The following is a 15,717-nucleotide window of genomic DNA, read 5'->3' as shown; positions in this document are numbered from 1 at the left end:
CCGCAGATGACCACGCGGCTGAATGTCGCCACCATCACCCAGTACCTGTCGTCCCAGACGTCGCTGGCCGCCTCGCTCACCGGCGCCGGGCGGCGCCGTGCGGTCCTGCTGCGTTCCGCGCCCCAATGGGACGGTCCGGCCGAACCGGCATGGGGCGACGGCCGCACAGCCCGTATCGCTGTGGCCCCCTCGCCCTTGGCCGTACACGAGCTCCTTCTGGACCACCTCGGTGAGCAGACCGCAGTCCGAGGCTCCCGCTCCGGCGGCCCCGCTGTGCTCGTCGTGCTGACCGACCGCGAACAGAGCGAGCTCGACCCCGCGATCCTGGCCCGCGCTCACACGAAGCGCATCGACACGCTCGACAGCTGGGACGTGGTACGCGAGGCCTTCGGCGCGGAACAGGTCGACACCCGGCTCAAGAACGCCAACTGGGCCGCTGAAGCCCTGCTGGACGCCACCCCTCCCGGTGGCTGGCCCCCGCTCGCGGGGGGTGTGCTGTCCCGGCAGAAGGCCCTCTCCGCACTCGCCCTGCGCCGTCTCAGGCTCGGCAGGTACGACACCGAGTCGAGCGGACGACCGGTGAGCGTGGCAGCGGACGCCCTGGACACACGCGCCCTCCTCGGATGGTCCTTGAGCCCCGGTGGTCCCGAACGGCTACTGGAACTGCGGGGACCCGAACGTGCGGGTCTGCGGGAGTTCCTCGGCGAAGCGGACCAGGCCGGACTCGCCGGAGAGGCCCTGCTGGCTCTGGTCGAGGCCGATCACGGCGCGGACGCCGTGGCATTCGGGCTGGTGTGCGGGGCACTGTGGCTGCACGCGGCGCCGGACGCCGACGTCTACCGGGCGCGAGGCCGTGCCGAGCGCTGGTTCGGCGAACAGCCCCTGCCCTCCGGAGAGCAGCTCGATGCCCTGGCGTCCGCGTTCGGACGTGCCTGCGAGAAGTACGCGAGTGTGCTGCTGACTGCTGCCACCCGAGACCGAGGCGGGGAGAGCGACGAGGCCCGGGAGGCACGCCGGACCAGCGACACGGTCCTGGACCGGGCTTCCTCCCTGATCCGGCAATTCGGTGCCGAGACCGCCGCCCAGGCGAGTCCCTTGCTTCCCCTGGGCCTGGAAGCACGCTTCACCGCGGTGGGGCGGGCTCTGGAAGCCGGGCGCCCCGGCCCCTTGGCCGAAGCACTTCGAGACCTGGACGAGCACCGGCGTGCCGAGGATCCCGAGTCCCGGTCCCGCATCCGAAGAGCCCGGATGGGCGGGCGCCTGGCACAGTGGCTGGCCGGTGAACCCCCCGTCGCGTGCGACTCGACAGGTGACGGCATAAAGCGCCACCTCTCGGAGACCGGGTGGGTGGACCAGGCCCTGGAACACATCGAGGCCGGCGGAGACCCGGACCCCATCCTGCGCTCCGCATACGACAAGCTGGGCGCACGCGTCCGGGAGCGACGGCATGAGATCGACCGGCACTTCGCCCGGTCACTCGCCACCTGGACCGCGGCGGGCACGCATCCCGGATCCATGCTCACCGTGGAGTCCTTCCTCGACCGTGTCGTGCGGCCGGTCGTCCGAGGTACGGACAGCCGACGCGTCCTGCTGCTCGTCCTGGACGGCATGAGCGCGGCGATCGCCACCGAGCTCGGCGAGGAACTCCGCTCCTCGTGGGCCGAGTTCGACCCGGTCAGGGAAGGCGAACCGCACCGCCGGGCCATGGCCGCCGCCCTGCCGACCCTCACCGCTGTCTCTCGTACATCACTGTTCGCAGGCCGGCTGATGAAGGGGGCCCAAGCCGACGAGAAACGGCTCTTCCCTCAGCAGAAGCTCTGGGGCGGTGCTCCGGCGGCCGTGTTCCACAAGGACGACCTGCGCGCCGCGAGCGCCGGGGACACCTTCGGCCCAGGTCTCGGTGAAGCACTCGCCGACGGACACACCCATGTGGCGGTCGTCCTGAACGCCATCGACGACCGCTTGGCCAAGGAGCAGAAGCTCGGCGACGGGGCGTGGCGGGCTGCCGACATCCCCGGTCTGGTCGACCTGCTGAGGGTTGCCGCAGCACAGGGCATGGCGGTCCTGATCACCAGCGACCACGGGCACGTCGTGGACCGGCACGGCACGAAGGTAGGCGCGGACACTCCGGAATCGGCCCGCCACCGCCTGCCGGACAGGGGGCCGGGCGCAGTGGAGGTGGTGCTGAGCGGTCCACGGGTGGTCTGGCCCGACCCCGGTGCGTCGATCGTGGCCCTGTGGGACGCCGACTCCCGCTACACTGCGCACAAGGCGGGCTACCACGGTGGTGCCTCCCTCGCGGAGTTCACCATCCCCGTCCTCGCCTTCCTCCCCTTCGGAGCGACACCGCCCAAGGAGTGGCGGGAGCTGGGCGACCAGCGGCCCCCGTGGTGGTTCCTGGACGAACGCGCGCCTGCGACCGCACCCGTACCGGCCCCGGCCGGCGTTGCACCCCCGTCCAAGAAGCCGGTGCGGCAGACACCGTCGAAGACGCAGGCCGAACTGGCCCGGACACACGATTCCCTCTTCGACGTCGTCATGGTCCCGTCGGACGAGACCGGGGACGCCCTGGTCGCCCCGGAGCTGCGCACGCAGACGGAGACGCTGGTCGCCGCGCTGTTCGCCTCTGCGGCCTTCCAGGATCAGGTGGAGCTCCTGGCCCGCAAGCCGCGCGAGCGTGAACTGGACAAATTCAGGCTGGCCGTGCAGGAGCTCGCGGATGCCGGGGGCACCCTGCCGGTGACGGCGTTGGCGCAGCGCGTCGACTTCCCGGTCGGCCGTGCGGACGGGTTCGCCGCGGTCCTGCGCCAGCTGCTCAACTACGACGGGGTGCAGGTCCTGGAGACCCTGCCCGACGGGCGCACCCTGCGCCTTCACCGAGGGCTCCTGCGGGACCAGTTCGGGCTGGGCTGAGGACGGGGCGCGTGCGGTCATGAGGGCCAGCCGCGCCACGTCCTCCCGTGCTAGCCTAGGCTCCAGGGACGTCTCCAGAAATCGACGCCCGGTTCGCCTCAGGCCCCGTGGAAGCGGGGCCTTTGTGCTGCTCAGGTAGGACTTGTGGGGGCGGGCTCCGCGAGTGGGCCGGTGGACTGCCCCGGAATCCAGCAGTGCTGATGAGCGACCCGGGGAGCCACGTAGGACCACAGCTTCTCGTTGGCGCGGCGCGCTCGGGGGTCGCCGTCCTGCCCGCTGACAAGCCGCCGGTGCAGATAGGCGATCAGGTCAGCGGCCTGCAGCAGCCGGCTCGCCTTCGAGGGCGCGAAATGAATGGTGTCGACGAGTCACGGCAAGGTGTTACTGACGCTCCCGCCGGTACCGGCCAGCTGGTAGTCGCGGAAGTGCCGTCGGTGGTCGTCCGCTCCGTCGATCTCGTCGGCGATCACCAGCGCCAGTTCGTCCCTCACCTGCACGTGTTCGCAGATCTGCTCCAACAAATGCCGCAATACCACCTCGTGCGGCGGCGGGCAGCCATCTGTGCGACGTGCCCCGGAAGCCCTGAGGTCGAGCCCACGGACGATGACCCGTACGTCGTATGCGCCGATCGCCTTCATCGCGTCCGCATAGACACCGATGCGGGCGCGCACCATGTTGTGTCCCTTGTTGCCCATCCGCGTCCAGTCGTCCCTGGCCTGCACCAGGGCGTGGCCATGCAGTTCCGCATGGCGATCGACGGGGTAGTGATCGGCTGCCTTGGCCACAACGGAGTCGAGTGCGCGGTGCAGCGGTCGCAGATGCTTCTCCGCGACCACGAGAGCGACCATCCGGTAGTGATCTCGGTCGTATGACTCATCGACGTAGGTCAGTAACACCACGTGAGTGTTTCACACGACCTTCGCCCAGGGCCGCCGATCATGCGGAGTGAGAGACTGTGACGGTGAGTTCAGCGAAGCCGAATCCCTCCTCCCCCGCGTCGGCCGTCCGTCGGCGGGCTGTCATCGACGCGCTGCGCCGTGGCGCCGTACCTCACAGTGGGCTTGATCTGCTGGCCACCGGCCTTGACCGGTTCGAGGCAGCGCTCGACGCGGAGCTTGACGCAGTCGTCTCGGGCGGGGCGGTATTCAAGGCCGTCCGGGGGGAGTACGGCTCCGGCAAGACGTTCTTCACCCGATGGCTGGGCGAGCGGGCCAAACGCCTGGGCTTCGCGGTCGCCGAGATCCAGGTTTCGGAGACCGAAACTCCTCTGCACAAGCTGGAGACCGTCTACCGAAGGCTGACCGAGCGGCTCACGACGGCGAGCTTCCCCCCGAGTGCGCTCAGGCCCATCGTGGACGCCTGGTTCTACGCACTGGAGGAGGACGCCCTCGCGGCCGGGGCCACCGAGGACGAACTGGCCGGTGAGGTGGAGACCCTGCTCACCTCCAGGCTTGCCGAAGTCTCCCGGCACGCCCCGTCCTTCGCCACCGCCTTGCGTGGATACCGGACCGCCCTGGCCGAGGGAGACGAAGCCACCGCTGCGGCCGTGCTCGCCTGGCTCGGCGGACAGCCGCATGTGGCCGCCGCTGCCCGACGGTCGGCCGGCGTCCGAGGCGATCTCGACCATTTCGGCGCTCTGGGCTTTCTGCAAGGGCTGTTGACCGTACTGCGCGATTCCGGGCACCGAGGGCTGTTCGTCGTGCTGGACGAGGTGGAGACGCTCCAGCGGGTACGATCCGACGCCCGGGACAAGGCACTCAACGCCTTGCGTCAGCTCATCGACGAGGTCCACTCCGGCCGCTTCCCCGGCCTCTACCTGGTAATCACCGGCACCCCCGCCTTCTATGACGGACAACAGGGCGTGCAACGCCTGGCCCCGCTCGCGCAGCGCCTGGCCACCGACTTCACCACCGAACCGCGTTTCGACAATCCGCGTGCGGTGCAGTTGAGGCTGCCCGGCTTCACCCAGGACTCGTTGGTGCGCCTGGGCGTGACCATCCGCGACCTCTACGCGGCGGGCGCGACAGCCCCCGACCGCGTCAGAACGCTCGCAGACGACGCGTATGTCGCGGACCTCGCACGAGCAGTCGGGGGCGCGCTCGGCGGCAAGGTGGGCGTGGCACCACGGCTTTACCTGAAGAAACTGGTGGGTGATGTACTCGACCGGGTCGACCAGTTCGACGATTTCGACCCGCGGCAGGACTACAAGCTGACGGTGAGCGGCAATGAACTCAACGATGTCGAACGGAACGCGGCTGCCGGCCACTCGGCCGACGACATCGAACTGGACCTGTGATGGCGGAGTCCCCCACCGCAGGTGACCCCGTGGACCGACTCGATCCGGTCGTCCTCCACCACGTGGTGAACACTCTGGGCTGGCCGGACCTGCGGCCGATGCAACGGGCGGCGATCCACCCGCTGATGAACGGCGAGGACGCCGTTCTCCTCGCCCCCACCGCCGGGGGGAAGACCGAAGCCGCCTGTCTGCCGATCCTGTCGGCCATGTCGGAGCAGCGCTGGACCGGCACCTCCGTCCTGTATCTGTGCCCGCTCAAAGCACTACTCAACAACCTCGTGACGCGTATCGACGGTTACGCTCAATGGCTCGGTCGCCGTGCTGCGCTGTGGCACGGCGACACCAGGGAGTCGCAGCGGCAGCGCATCCGCAGCGAGCGACCGGACATCCTGCTCACCACTCCGGAGTCGCTGGAAGCCATGCTCATCGGTGTCAAGACCGATCATGCACACCTTCTAGGAGGTGTGCGGGCGGTGGTTGTGGACGAGGTCCACGCCTTCGCAGGCGACGACCGTGGCTGGCATCTGCTCGCGGTGCTGGAGCGTCTGGAAAGGGTGGTCGGACGCCCCATCCAGCGGATCGGGCTGTCGGCGACCGTAGGAAATCCTGAGGACCTGCTCACCTGGCTCCAGGGCTCGGGCGCCGGAAAACGACCGGCCCGCGTCATCGCACCCGATGCGTCCACCGGCAGCGCGTCCACCGCTTCCCCGGCCGGCGAAGTGGAGCTGGACTACGTCGGCTCCCTGGAAAACGCCGCCAAGCTCATCGCCGCACTGCACCGGGGCGAGAAGCGGCTGGTGTTCTGTGATTCCCGACGGCAGGTCGAGCAGTTGGGTGCGGCCCTGCGCGAGCGCGAAGTCACAGTGTTCCTCTCGCACGCATCGCTGTCAGCAGCGGAGCGAGCCAGGTCCGAGGAGGCCTTCGCCGAGGCCCGCGACTGCGTCATTGTGTCCACGTCCACGCTGGAACTGGGCATCGACGTAGGTGACCTGGACCGTGTCATCCAGATCGACTCACCCAGCAGCGTCGCCTCTTTTCTGCAACGCATCGGGCGTACAGGGCGGCGGCCGGGCAGCACACGCAACTGCCTGTTCCTCGCCACTACGAAGGACAGCCTCCTCCAGGCAGCGGCACTGCTCCTGCTCTGGGGGAAGGGTTGGGTCGAACCAGTTACCCCACCAACCGAGCCGCGGCACCTAGTGGCGCAACAACTACTCGCCATCACCCTCCAGGAGCAGCGGATCGGCGACCGGCTGTGGCCCGAGCAATGGAACGGGCTGCCCCCCTTCGATCTCTCGGCAGAGCCGATCGTGCGCCATCTGATGGAGCAGGGCTTCCTCGACTCGGACGAGGGCCTTCTGTTCATCGGACATGAGGCAGAAAAGCGCTTCGGCCGACGGCACTTCATCGAACTGACAGCCTCCTTCACCGCGCCCCCGCAGTTCACAGTCCTCTCCGGGCGCACCGAGATCGGGCAAGTGGATCCCGCGGTACTGACCGAAGAACGCCCTGGGCCTCGCCGACTTCTGCTCGGCGGGCGCAGTTGGCAGGTGACGTTCATCGACTGGACCCGCAAACGGGCCTTTGTCGAACCGGCCGACGGCGGCGGAGTCGCCAAGTGGAACAGTGGATCGCTCGTCGGCCTCTCGTACACCATCACGCGCGCGATGCGGGACGTTCTGTTGGGGGCCGACCCCCCGGTCTCCCTGACACGCCGGGCCGAGGTGTGTCTAGCAGAATGGCGAGAGGAGGAGGCCCCCGAGCTCGTACACCCTGAAGCGACTCTGGTAGCCCGCCACGGCAACGACGTCCGATGGTGGACCTGGGCCGGTTATCGCGCGAACGCAACGCTTGCTGCGACGCTGCCTTCGATCGCCGATCCCGTCCAGCGGCCGACGGACTGCTATGTGCGCCTGCGCGAAGATCTGACTCCTGACATGTGGCGTGCAAGCCGTGAGTCCGCGGGCAACGGCGCGGCCCTTGTACTTCCGGATGTCGACCGCCGCGCCGTGCACGGCCTGAAATTCTCCGCGGCCCTGCCCGAACGGCTGGCGGTGGCCACAGTCGCTGCGAGGCTCGCCGATCTCGAAGCAGCCAGGGAGGCTCTACGGGAGCCTGTGCGCTACCAGCACGGGCTCCACCGCGCGCAAGGCGTCGGATGACGGCACCCGGACATGTGACGGGACGTGCTCCCAGGCTGTTCGTCCGGCCTGTCTTGGCAGTTCACCCGCAGCTCATCAAGGTGAAGCCGAGGGTCGTGAAGTCGCGCCGCTACCACCACGCCCGGACAGAGAACGCACCCCGACCAGCCGATAGTCCACAGTCCGCGATGCCTCAACACGCCAAGCGAGACAGCGAGGTTGAAGAGCAAGTTAGGAGCTGTGCTGTGTTAGAACTCCTAACTCCTCGATCAAGCGCGTGGCCCGCTCAGGCCCCAGGGCCCCCGTCCCGCCCACAGGAGCTCTCCCGCAGGTCGCGCAAAGGGTCGTGCGCGGTACGGGGTTCGGCGGACCAGATCCGGGTCGCGCGGGTGTCGGGGGTGTAGCTCGGCCAGGACGGGTCGAGGTGGCGGACGAACCGCACCCAGGACCCGTGGAGAGCATCGGCGAGCGGCTGGGGAGGGTGGTCGCCGAGGGCCTCGGGGACGCCGGGAGCGTTCAGGAGGTCGAAGGCGAAGGGGAGGTCGACGCAATGGTGTGCCAGGCCCTCGAAGGCAGGCGCGGTGGCCCGCCATTCGAACTGATAGAGCCAGGTCGGGCAGCCCGCGTTGGCCCGGGCCTCGGCGATCGCGAGCGCGGGGACACGGAAGATCTCGTCGGTGAGGGCCGCGCCCAGCGCGGGAGGCTCGATCATGTGGAACTCGTGGGCGGTGAAGCCCAGCATCAACGGGATGTCCGCACCGGCCTCGCCGTCGACGAGTGCCTCGTGCACCGGCTCCGGGACGAGCTCGCCGTCCGCGAAGGGGGCGAGGAGCGGCATCGGCATCGCCTCGCTGTCGGGACCCGGCTCGACCAATTGGTCCTGAAGGACGAGGAGTTCGTCGTCGGTGAGGTCCCGCAGGGCGGTGGCGGTGGCCGGGACGCCGGTACGTGAAGTGAACAGCGCCGACACCTTCTCGGCCACCTCCCTGCCCTGGGGCCGCATGACCGCTCCCGAGACCGAGAGGGCGGCCCGGAAGAGCCCCTGGGCGGCCGGAACCGCGAGCAGGGTCTGAACCGCGCCACCGCCCGCGGACTGTCCGGCGACGGTAACCTCCGCCGGATCGCCGCCGAAAGCCGCGATGTTGTCCCGTACCCATTCCAGTGCCGCAACCCAGTCCCGTACCCCGCGGTTGTCGGGGGCATCCTCCAGTTGCAGGAAGCCCTCGATTCCCAGCCGGTAGCCGATGGACACCAGCACCACACCGTCCCGGTTGAACGCTGCCCCGTCGTACCACGGACTGGCCGCCGATCCCGCCACGTAGCCGCCCCCGTGGATCCACACGAGGACCGGCAGACCCGCCTCCGGGTCGGCGGCCGGAGTGAACACATTGAGGTTCAGCACACCCTCGCCCGGGATCGAGGGCTCCGGAATCGTGGTGACCTCGGCGAAGGCACGGCGCTGCGCCGTCGGTCCGTACGCCGTGGCATCCAACGGCTCCGTCCAGGGGGTCGGCGGCACCGGAGCCGCGAACCGCAGTTCGCCCACCGGGGGCTGCGCATAGGGAATACCGAGGAAGCGAAGGGTGCCATCGGTGCGGTGTTCACCCCGCACCGGGCCGTGGCCGGTGCGGACGACGGTGTCGGTCATGGAGAAGGCTCCTGTGGTGAAGGGGTCAGTGGCCGGGCGCGTCGTGTTCGACGTGTTGGCGGATCTTCCGCAGCGTTTCGGGGTGCGGCTCCCGCACGCCGAAGGTCCGGTCGGCGTCACCGGTGCTACGGCGATCCGGCCGTCGCGCAGGAGGGCCGTCGAGTCGGCGTCCTTCGCCGTCTCCGTGCTCGGCTCGCCAGGCGTGTCGATGGCCGTCAACTACGGCCTCAACAAGGTGCGTTTCCCCTCCCCCGTACGTGTCGGCTCGAAGATCCGCACGCACGGCCGCGTGGTCTCCGTCGAGGACGTCAGGGGCGGCGTCGAGGTCGTCGTGGACCTCACCGTGGAGATCGACGGCGTCGACAAGCCGGCGTGCGTCGCCCAGGCGGTGTACCGCTTCTACGCCTGACAGCGACGACGCCCGAGGGGTTCCGCGAGGTCGTGGCGGCCACCGCCCGGCGCGGCTGGGGGCGGGAGGAGACCGAGCTGGAGGACGGTCTCCGCCCGGCCCCGGCCGGGCGGCTCAGTCCCAGGCCGCCGCTCAGTCCCCGTCCGTCGCCGGGCGGAGCGCCGCCACCGCGCCGAGCATCAGCTCCAGGGCGAAGGGGTAGCCGCTGTCGCGCATGTCGGCGGCGAGGAGCCGGAAGGTCGCGGCGATGTTCGGGTGGGTGTCGGGCGAAAGCCTGCCGTACACCCCGTGCCAGACCCCCTCCTCCGCCTCCTGGGCCGCCCTCGGCAGGGCGAGCGCGGCAGCGTCCTGCGCGGCGAAGGCGAGCGCCTGGTCGACGAAGGCGTGGTAGATCCGCACCGCGAGGGCGTCCGGGAAGCCCCCGGACCGCAGGACTCCGAGGATCGTCTCGACGGCCCGGGTCTCATGGGGGCGCCCCGTCGTGCGGTGCGCCGCGAGAAGGGCCGCCTGCGGGTTGGACCGGTAGGAGGCGTGAATGCGCAGCCCGATCGCGCGGAGGTCGGCCCGCCAGTCACCGGTGACCGTCCAGCCCTCCTGTGCACGGCCGATGAGCTCGTCCGCGAGGGCGAGGAGCAGCGCGTCGGTGTTGCGGAAGTAGCGATAGAGAGCGCTGGGGTCCGCGCCGAGTGCGGCACCCAGCCTCCGTACCGAGAGAGCCTCACCACCGTGTTGTGCGACGAGGCGAAGCGCGGTATCGACGATCAGCCGTTCCGAGAGGACGGCGCCCTGCTTGGTCGGTCTGCGGCGCCGCCGTCTGCCTTCGGGAACCACACGTTCAGCCATGCCCGGACGTTACGTCAACACCCTTGACGTGTAAACGGCCGCCCCGATTCCATGAAGTCCACCAACCCCTCACCTCACGCTCTGGAGCGTCATATGACCACGGCTGACCTGGTCTTCACCCGCGGCCCCGTTCTCACCATGGATGCCGCGCGCACCCGGGCCACCTCGCTCGCCGTCGTCGGCGAACGGATCGTGGCCGTCGGCCACGACGAGGTGAGTGCACTCGTCGGTCCCCGCACCGAGGTCGTCGACCTGACCGGGAAGCTGCTGCTCCCCGGGTTCCAGGACTCCCACATCCACGCCGTCTCCGGCGGGACGGAGCTGGCCGAGTGCGATCTGACCGGGACCGTGGGCGTCGCGGACTACCTGTCCCGTATCCGTTCGTACGCGGATGCCCACCCGGACCACGAATGGATCACCGGCGGCGGCTGGTCGATGGAGAGTTTCGACGGCGGGCTGCCCACCCGGCAAGTGCTCGACTCCGTCGTCCCGGACCGCCCGGTCCTGCTGTCGAACCGTGACCACCACGGCGCCTGGGCCAACACCTGTGCGCTCGAACGCGCCGGGCTCACCGCGGCCACCCCCGATCCCGCTGACGGACGGATCGAGCGGGAACCGGACGGCACCCCCAGCGGCATGCTCCAGGAGGGCGCCACGGCGCTGGTCGCCCGGATGGTGCCGGCGAGCACTCCCGCGGACCGGCTGGCCGGCCTCCTCCGGGCCCAGAAGCTGCTGCACTCCTTCGGCATCACCGGCTGGCAGGACGCACTGCTCGGTGTGTTCGGCGGCAACCCCGATCCGTCGGACGCGTACCTGGCCGCCGCCCGCGACGGGTCGCTCACCGCCCGGGTCACCGGCGCCCTCTGGTGGAACCGGGATCGGGGGGCCGAGCAGATCGACGAACTGGTCGCGCTGCGCGAGAAGTTGAGCCACGAGCAATTTCGGACGGGCTCGGTGAAAATCATGCAGGATGGCATCGCGGAGAACTTCACCGCCGCCATGACCGCCCCCTACCTGGACGGCTGCGGCTGCGCCACCGTCAACAGCGGACTGAGTTTCGTCGACCCCGAGGCGCTGCGCGGGTACGTCACCCGCCTCGACGCCCTCGACTTCCAGGTCCACTTCCACGCCCTCGGCGACCGCGCCGTCCGCGAGGCCCTCGACGCCGTCGAAGCCGCGGTGGCCGCCAACGGCCACCGCGGCAACCGCCACCACCTCGCCCACCTCCAGGTCGTCCATCCCGACGATCTCCCCCGCTTCGCCCGCCTCGGCGCCATCGCCAACATCCAGCCCCTCTGGGCCGCCCACGAACCCCAGATGGACGAGCTGACGATTCCCTTCCTCGGCCCCGAACGCGCCGCCTGGCAGTATCCGTTCGGCGATCTGCTGCGGGCCGGAGCCACCCTGGCCGCCGGCAGCGACTGGCCCGTCAGCAGCCCCGACCCGCTCGAAGGCATCCACGTCGCCGTCAACCGCAGGGATCCCGAGGCCACGGACGGCCGGGTCTTCCTGCCCGAACAGCGCCTCGACCTCACCACCGCCCTGGCCGCCTACACGGCCGGCTCCGCCCATGTGAACGGCCGCGACGACACGGGCAGTCTGCGCCCCGGCCACCTCGCCGACCTGGTCGTACTGGACCGGGACGTCCTCACCGCACCTGCGGAGGAGATCGCCGAGGCCAGGGTGGAGCGAACCTATGTCGGCGGCAGGCTGGTGCACTCCGTCTGAGCCCGCCGCCGCGGGGATCAGCCAGGGCCCGTCCGCAACGAGGACGCCCGTACTTCGAGGCGGGTCGGCACGAGCACCCCGGCCGACTCCCGCCGGCCGTGCTCCAGGACGGCCACGAGCTGTTCGATGCCTGCCTCCGCGACCTCCCGGGGCTGCAGGCTCAGCGTCGTCACGGGCGGCTCGGTGTGCTCGGCCGTCGCATCCTCGCTCACACAGACGAGGAGCAGATCGCCAGGCACCTCGTAGCCATGGCGGCGCGCCGCCTCCAGGACGAGGGGCGGGCTCGCCTCGGCCACGACGAACAGCGCGTCGGGCCGCTCGCGGTCTTCCTCCGTGTCATCCGCCGCGGACTCCGCCAGAGCGGTCTCGACGGCGCGTACGACCGGTCCGTTGCCGGCGGCCTCGGCGCGTACGATCCGCTCCGGCAGACCGTGCTCGGTGCACCAGTCGCGATAGGCGGCGAGCACCCCCGCATGGAACCGGGTGGTGCTGTCGGGCAGGACGAGTACGGGCCGCCGGGCACCCTGCTTCCCGAGGTGGCCCAGGGTCTCGCGGACCGCCGCGCCCGCGTCGACGTCCCCCCTGAACAAAAGCTGTGGCGACGTGAGCCCGCGCGGTGTTACCACGGACGGCGGAGAAGTCGCGCGGGGCGCCGGAACGTCAACGTGGATTCGTCTGTACCCCGCGGCGGATGAGTGCGACGGTCTCGCTCGTCACCATCCGGTCAACAGCAGGTGGTTGACGAGCAGGGCGACGACGGCCTGGGCGGTCAGCCAGCCGCGCCGGGTGCCGGTGGGCAGCAGGGCGGCGGCGGGCAGCAGCCAGAGGATGAAGGGCTGCCAGATGCGTTCCGTCTCCGCCTTGCTCATCCCGGACAGGTCGGCGGCCAGGAGTGCCAGGAGCGCCATCAGAGTGAGCAGAATCAGCCGTTGGGGTGCACAGCCGGTGCCGGTGCGCAGGGCGCGTACTGCTTCGGGGGCGCCCGCCAGCGTACGGCGGAGTCCGGCGACCGTGGCGAGGCCCGCGGCGATCGTGGTGCAGGCGAGATTCGCCCAGACCCAGTAGGAGTACGGGCGCAGGCCACCCGCGCCCTGGTAGTAGCGCTCGACCAACAGGCGGTAGCCCTCCCACCAGTTGTAGCCCGTCAGGGTGAAGAGGACCGGGACGACCAGCGCTCCGGCGAGGAAGAGGGGGACGGAGCGGGCGGTACGGGCGAGGACGAGGACGGCCAGGAGCAGAAACGCGATCAGCGTCAGACCGTAACTGAGGTAGCAGGTCAGCCCGAACAGCAGACCGGAGGCGAATGCGGCGGCCATGGGGAGGCGCGCCGAACGGGTCGCGGCCAGGGCGAGGAGGGCCACGGACCAGGCGGCGACGCCGGCGAAGTAGGCGTCCGCCGAGGTGCCGGTCCACACCGCGACCGGTGCGAGGACCAGGAACGGGGCTGCGCGGCGCGCGAGGCGCTCGTCGGCCAGGGCCCGGAGCGCGATCAGGGCGGCCGGAACGGCGGAGGCGCCGACCACGATGCACCAGACCCCGGCCCAGGCGCCGCCGCCGAGCCCGATGCGGTCGAGCAGGACGAAGGTGAGCGTGGCGCCCGGTGGGTGCCCGGCGACATGGGTGGGCCAGTTGTCCGGGGAGCCGAGCAGGATGTGGCCGTTGAAGCCGCGCAGGGCCGCACCGATGTTCTGGAAACGGTCGATGGCCTGCAGATATTCATGCTTGTTGGTGAGCCGTTCGGTGATGCCCCGGCCCCAGCCGTCGATCAGCGCCAGCGAGAAGACCCAGGCGAGCGACGCCGCCCAGGCGGCCGGGAGCAGCGCCCGCCGGCGGATACGGTCGGCCAGCGGCGGCCCGTACGCGACGACGGCCGCTGCCACGACGACGGCGGCCGGGGTGCCGGGTCCGGTGTGCGGGTACCAGGACGCCAGCAGGGGAGGCCAGTGGACGAACAGGCTTCCGTCGGCGTCCTGAATCGACCGGCCGACAAGCACGGCGGCGGTGACGAGCAGAACGCCCGCGGCGGCGGCGACCAAGTCGCTGCGGCGGCCGGTGCGGTGACCGGTTTCGTTCATGGTGGGGTGTTCTGTACGGTCCTCGGTCTTCACGCAGGCACGCTATGCACAGCAGGGCGGTTACGCGTGATGCCACGGGATCGTGTCACCGAACCGTCAGATCTTGCTCCGGCTGCCCGCTCCGGGGCGTGACGTCAGAGATTCGTCAGGAGTCGTACGCCCTGCGGTCAGGCGTCCCGGGCATAGCTTCGGGACATGGGTGACAGACGTTTCGGAAAAAGCTCCCCCTTCTCGTTTCCGGGCTCGGCATCGGGTCGTGGCCCGGCCTTCACCGGGCGGCTTCCCTCCGCGCCCGGGTTCTGGCGCAGCCCGGTGCGCGGTGTCCGGTTCACGGCGGTGCTCGGGCTGGTCCTGCTCGCCGGGCTCACCCTGCTGTTCGTGACCGGTCTGCTGTCGTACGCCGCGTACAACCCGGACCTCGCGCCGGTCAACGACAAGACGCCGGGCAAGGGCCTGCTGGGGTTCTATCTCTTCGCCTGGCCGACCGGTCCGCACTGGCTGTACCGGCTGACGCAGGGGCTGCATGTCACGGTGGGCATCGCCCTCGTCCCCGTACTGCTGGCGAAGCTGTGGTCGGTGATCCCGAAGCTCTTCGTGCTGCCGCCGGTCCGGTCCGTGGGGCATGCGCTGGAGCGGGTGTCGCTGCTGCTGCTCGTCGGCGGGGCACTGTTCGAGTTCATCACCGGACTGCTCAACATCCAGCTGGAGTACGTGTTCCCGGGGTCGTTCTATCCGCTGCACTTCTACGGGGCGTGGGTGTTCTTCGCCGCGTTCCTCGCCCACACCGGGCTGAAGTTGCCGCGGGCCGTCCGGGTGCTGCGGGGCGGCCGGCTGGAGGGCTCCGCGCCGGGCGAGGCGGATGAACTGGCCGCCCCCGACCCCGCTCCGCCGACCATCTCCCGGCGCGGTGCGCTCGCCATGGCGGGCGGCGGGTCGCTGCTGCTGCTGATCACGTCGGCGGGCCGGAGCTTCGACGGGCCCCTGCGACAGGTCGCCCTCCTCACCCCGCACGGCGCGGCCGAACCCGGTCCGGGGCCGAACGGCTTCCAGATCAACAAGACGGCCGCGGCCGTCGGCGTGACGGCGGCCGATACGGGGAAGGGCTGGCGGCTCACCGTCAGCGGGCCCGCCGGGAAGATCCGGCTCAGCCGGGAACAGCTGCTGGCCATGGACCAGTACAGCGCGGCGCTGCCGATCGCGTGTGTGGAGGGCTGGGCGACATCGGACCAGTGGTGGCGCGGAGTGCGGCTGAGGGATCTGGCGGTACTCGTGGGGTATCCGGACCGGCCACCGGGGGTGATGGTGGAGTCCGTCCAGCGCAGCGGGGCGTTCCGGAAGGTGGCGCTTCGCGACAACCAGGTGCGTGACCCGCGCGCGCTGCTGGCATTGCAGGTCAATGGCGAGAACCTCTCACTCGATCACGGATATCCGGCGCGGATCATCGTCCCGGCGGCCCCCGGCGTACTCAACACCAAATGGGTGGCCCGGCTGACGTTCGAGGCACTGTGAGCGGGAAGGCGGGGAACCAGGTGAATCCTCGAGTGGTTCTCAGGCGTTGGTACGGGGAAGGGCCGCTGCATCTCCTCCTGCTGGCCGCGACATTCGCCCTCGCGGGCTATGCGGGCGTGCGGCTGCTGGCGGGCGACACGTTCGCGATCGTGGTG

12 protein-coding genes are annotated in these 15,717 nt (G+C 70.2%); 6 read left to right on the top strand and 6 right to left on the bottom strand.

What is annotated here, in order from left to right; all coding sequences use genetic code 11:
- Window positions 1-6 precede the first annotated feature (6 nt).
- Window positions 7-2,913: a BREX-2 system phosphatase PglZ gene (gene pglZ / locus OH735_RS28750; protein WP_406386789.1), complete on the top strand. Its 2,907-nt coding sequence runs from the start codon at window positions 7-9 to the stop codon at window positions 2,911-2,913.
- Between the two features lie 131 nt (window positions 2,914-3,044).
- Here the strand turns inward: pglZ and OH735_RS28745 are convergent, their stop codons facing one another.
- A complete protein-coding gene (locus OH735_RS28745; RefSeq protein WP_406386787.1) occupies window positions 3,045-3,269 on the bottom strand; it encodes a DUF3800 domain-containing protein in 225 nt (74 codons plus the stop codon).
- A 12-nt stretch (window positions 3,270-3,281) separates the two neighbouring features.
- Window positions 3,282-3,749, bottom strand: coding sequence for a hypothetical protein (locus OH735_RS28740; protein ID WP_406384522.1), 468 nt, complete (start codon window positions 3,747-3,749; stop codon window positions 3,282-3,284).
- Between the two features lie 125 nt (window positions 3,750-3,874).
- Between OH735_RS28740 and brxD the strand changes: the two genes are divergently transcribed.
- Window positions 3,875-5,209 carry a BREX system ATP-binding protein BrxD gene (gene brxD / locus OH735_RS28735; RefSeq protein WP_406384521.1) on the top strand — a complete coding sequence of 445 codons (1,335 nt, stop codon included), beginning with the start codon at window positions 3,875-3,877 and terminating at the stop codon, window positions 5,207-5,209.
- Window positions 5,209-7,371 (top strand): DEAD/DEAH box helicase, encoded by a 2,163-nt coding sequence (locus tag OH735_RS28730; RefSeq protein ID WP_406384520.1) that lies wholly within the window; start codon window positions 5,209-5,211, stop codon window positions 7,369-7,371. The genes brxD and OH735_RS28730 overlap by 1 nt, the downstream gene beginning before the upstream one ends.
- Window positions 7,372-7,636: 265 nt before the next feature.
- Here OH735_RS28730 and OH735_RS28725 read toward each other — a convergent pair whose 3' ends face one another.
- Window positions 7,637-8,998 carry a carboxylesterase/lipase family protein gene (locus OH735_RS28725; RefSeq protein WP_406384519.1) on the bottom strand — a complete coding sequence of 454 codons (1,362 nt, stop codon included), beginning with the start codon at window positions 8,996-8,998 and terminating at the stop codon, window positions 7,637-7,639.
- Here OH735_RS28725 and OH735_RS28720 point away from each other — a divergent pair.
- Window positions 8,997-9,407, top strand: a complete 411-nt coding sequence (locus OH735_RS28720) for a MaoC/PaaZ C-terminal domain-containing protein (RefSeq protein ID WP_406384518.1) — start codon at window positions 8,997-8,999, stop codon at window positions 9,405-9,407. The two genes, OH735_RS28725 and OH735_RS28720, sit on opposite strands and share 2 nt — an antisense overlap.
- A gap of 132 nt (window positions 9,408-9,539) precedes the next feature.
- Here the strand turns inward: OH735_RS28720 and OH735_RS28715 are convergent, their stop codons facing one another.
- Entirely contained in the window at window positions 9,540-10,250 is a 711-nt protein-coding gene (locus OH735_RS28715; protein ID WP_406384517.1) for a TetR/AcrR family transcriptional regulator, read from the bottom strand.
- Between the two features lie 93 nt (window positions 10,251-10,343).
- Here OH735_RS28715 and OH735_RS28710 point away from each other — a divergent pair, with 93 nt between their 5' ends.
- A complete protein-coding gene (locus tag OH735_RS28710; protein WP_406384516.1) occupies window positions 10,344-11,978 on the top strand; it encodes an amidohydrolase in 1,635 nt (544 codons plus the stop codon).
- A 17-nt stretch (window positions 11,979-11,995) separates the two neighbouring features.
- On the opposite strand, the gene OH735_RS28705 is transcribed toward OH735_RS28710, so the two are convergent.
- Together OH735_RS28705 and OH735_RS28700 are read right to left on the bottom strand one after the other, a co-directional pair.
- The gene (locus OH735_RS28705) at window positions 11,996-12,568 is read right to left on the bottom strand and encodes a substrate-binding domain-containing protein (protein WP_406384514.1); all 573 of its coding nucleotides are present in this window, start codon (window positions 12,566-12,568) and stop codon (window positions 11,996-11,998) included.
- A gap of 123 nt (window positions 12,569-12,691) precedes the next feature.
- Entirely contained in the window at window positions 12,692-14,086 is a 1,395-nt protein-coding gene (locus tag OH735_RS28700) for a hypothetical protein (protein ID WP_406384513.1), read from the bottom strand.
- A 162-nt stretch (window positions 14,087-14,248) separates the two neighbouring features.
- On the opposite strand from OH735_RS28700, the gene OH735_RS28695 reads away from it, so the two are divergent.
- Entirely contained in the window at window positions 14,249-15,562 is a 1,314-nt protein-coding gene (locus OH735_RS28695) for a molybdopterin-dependent oxidoreductase (protein ID WP_406384512.1), read from the top strand.
- Window positions 15,563-15,717 lie beyond the last annotated feature (155 nt).

It is taken from the genome of Streptomyces sp. NBC_01618, from assembly GCF_045209435.1.
Classification (GTDB): Bacteria; Actinomycetota; Actinomycetes; order Streptomycetales; family Streptomycetaceae; genus Streptomyces.
This window is presented reverse-complemented; position numbering and strand designations above follow the sequence as displayed.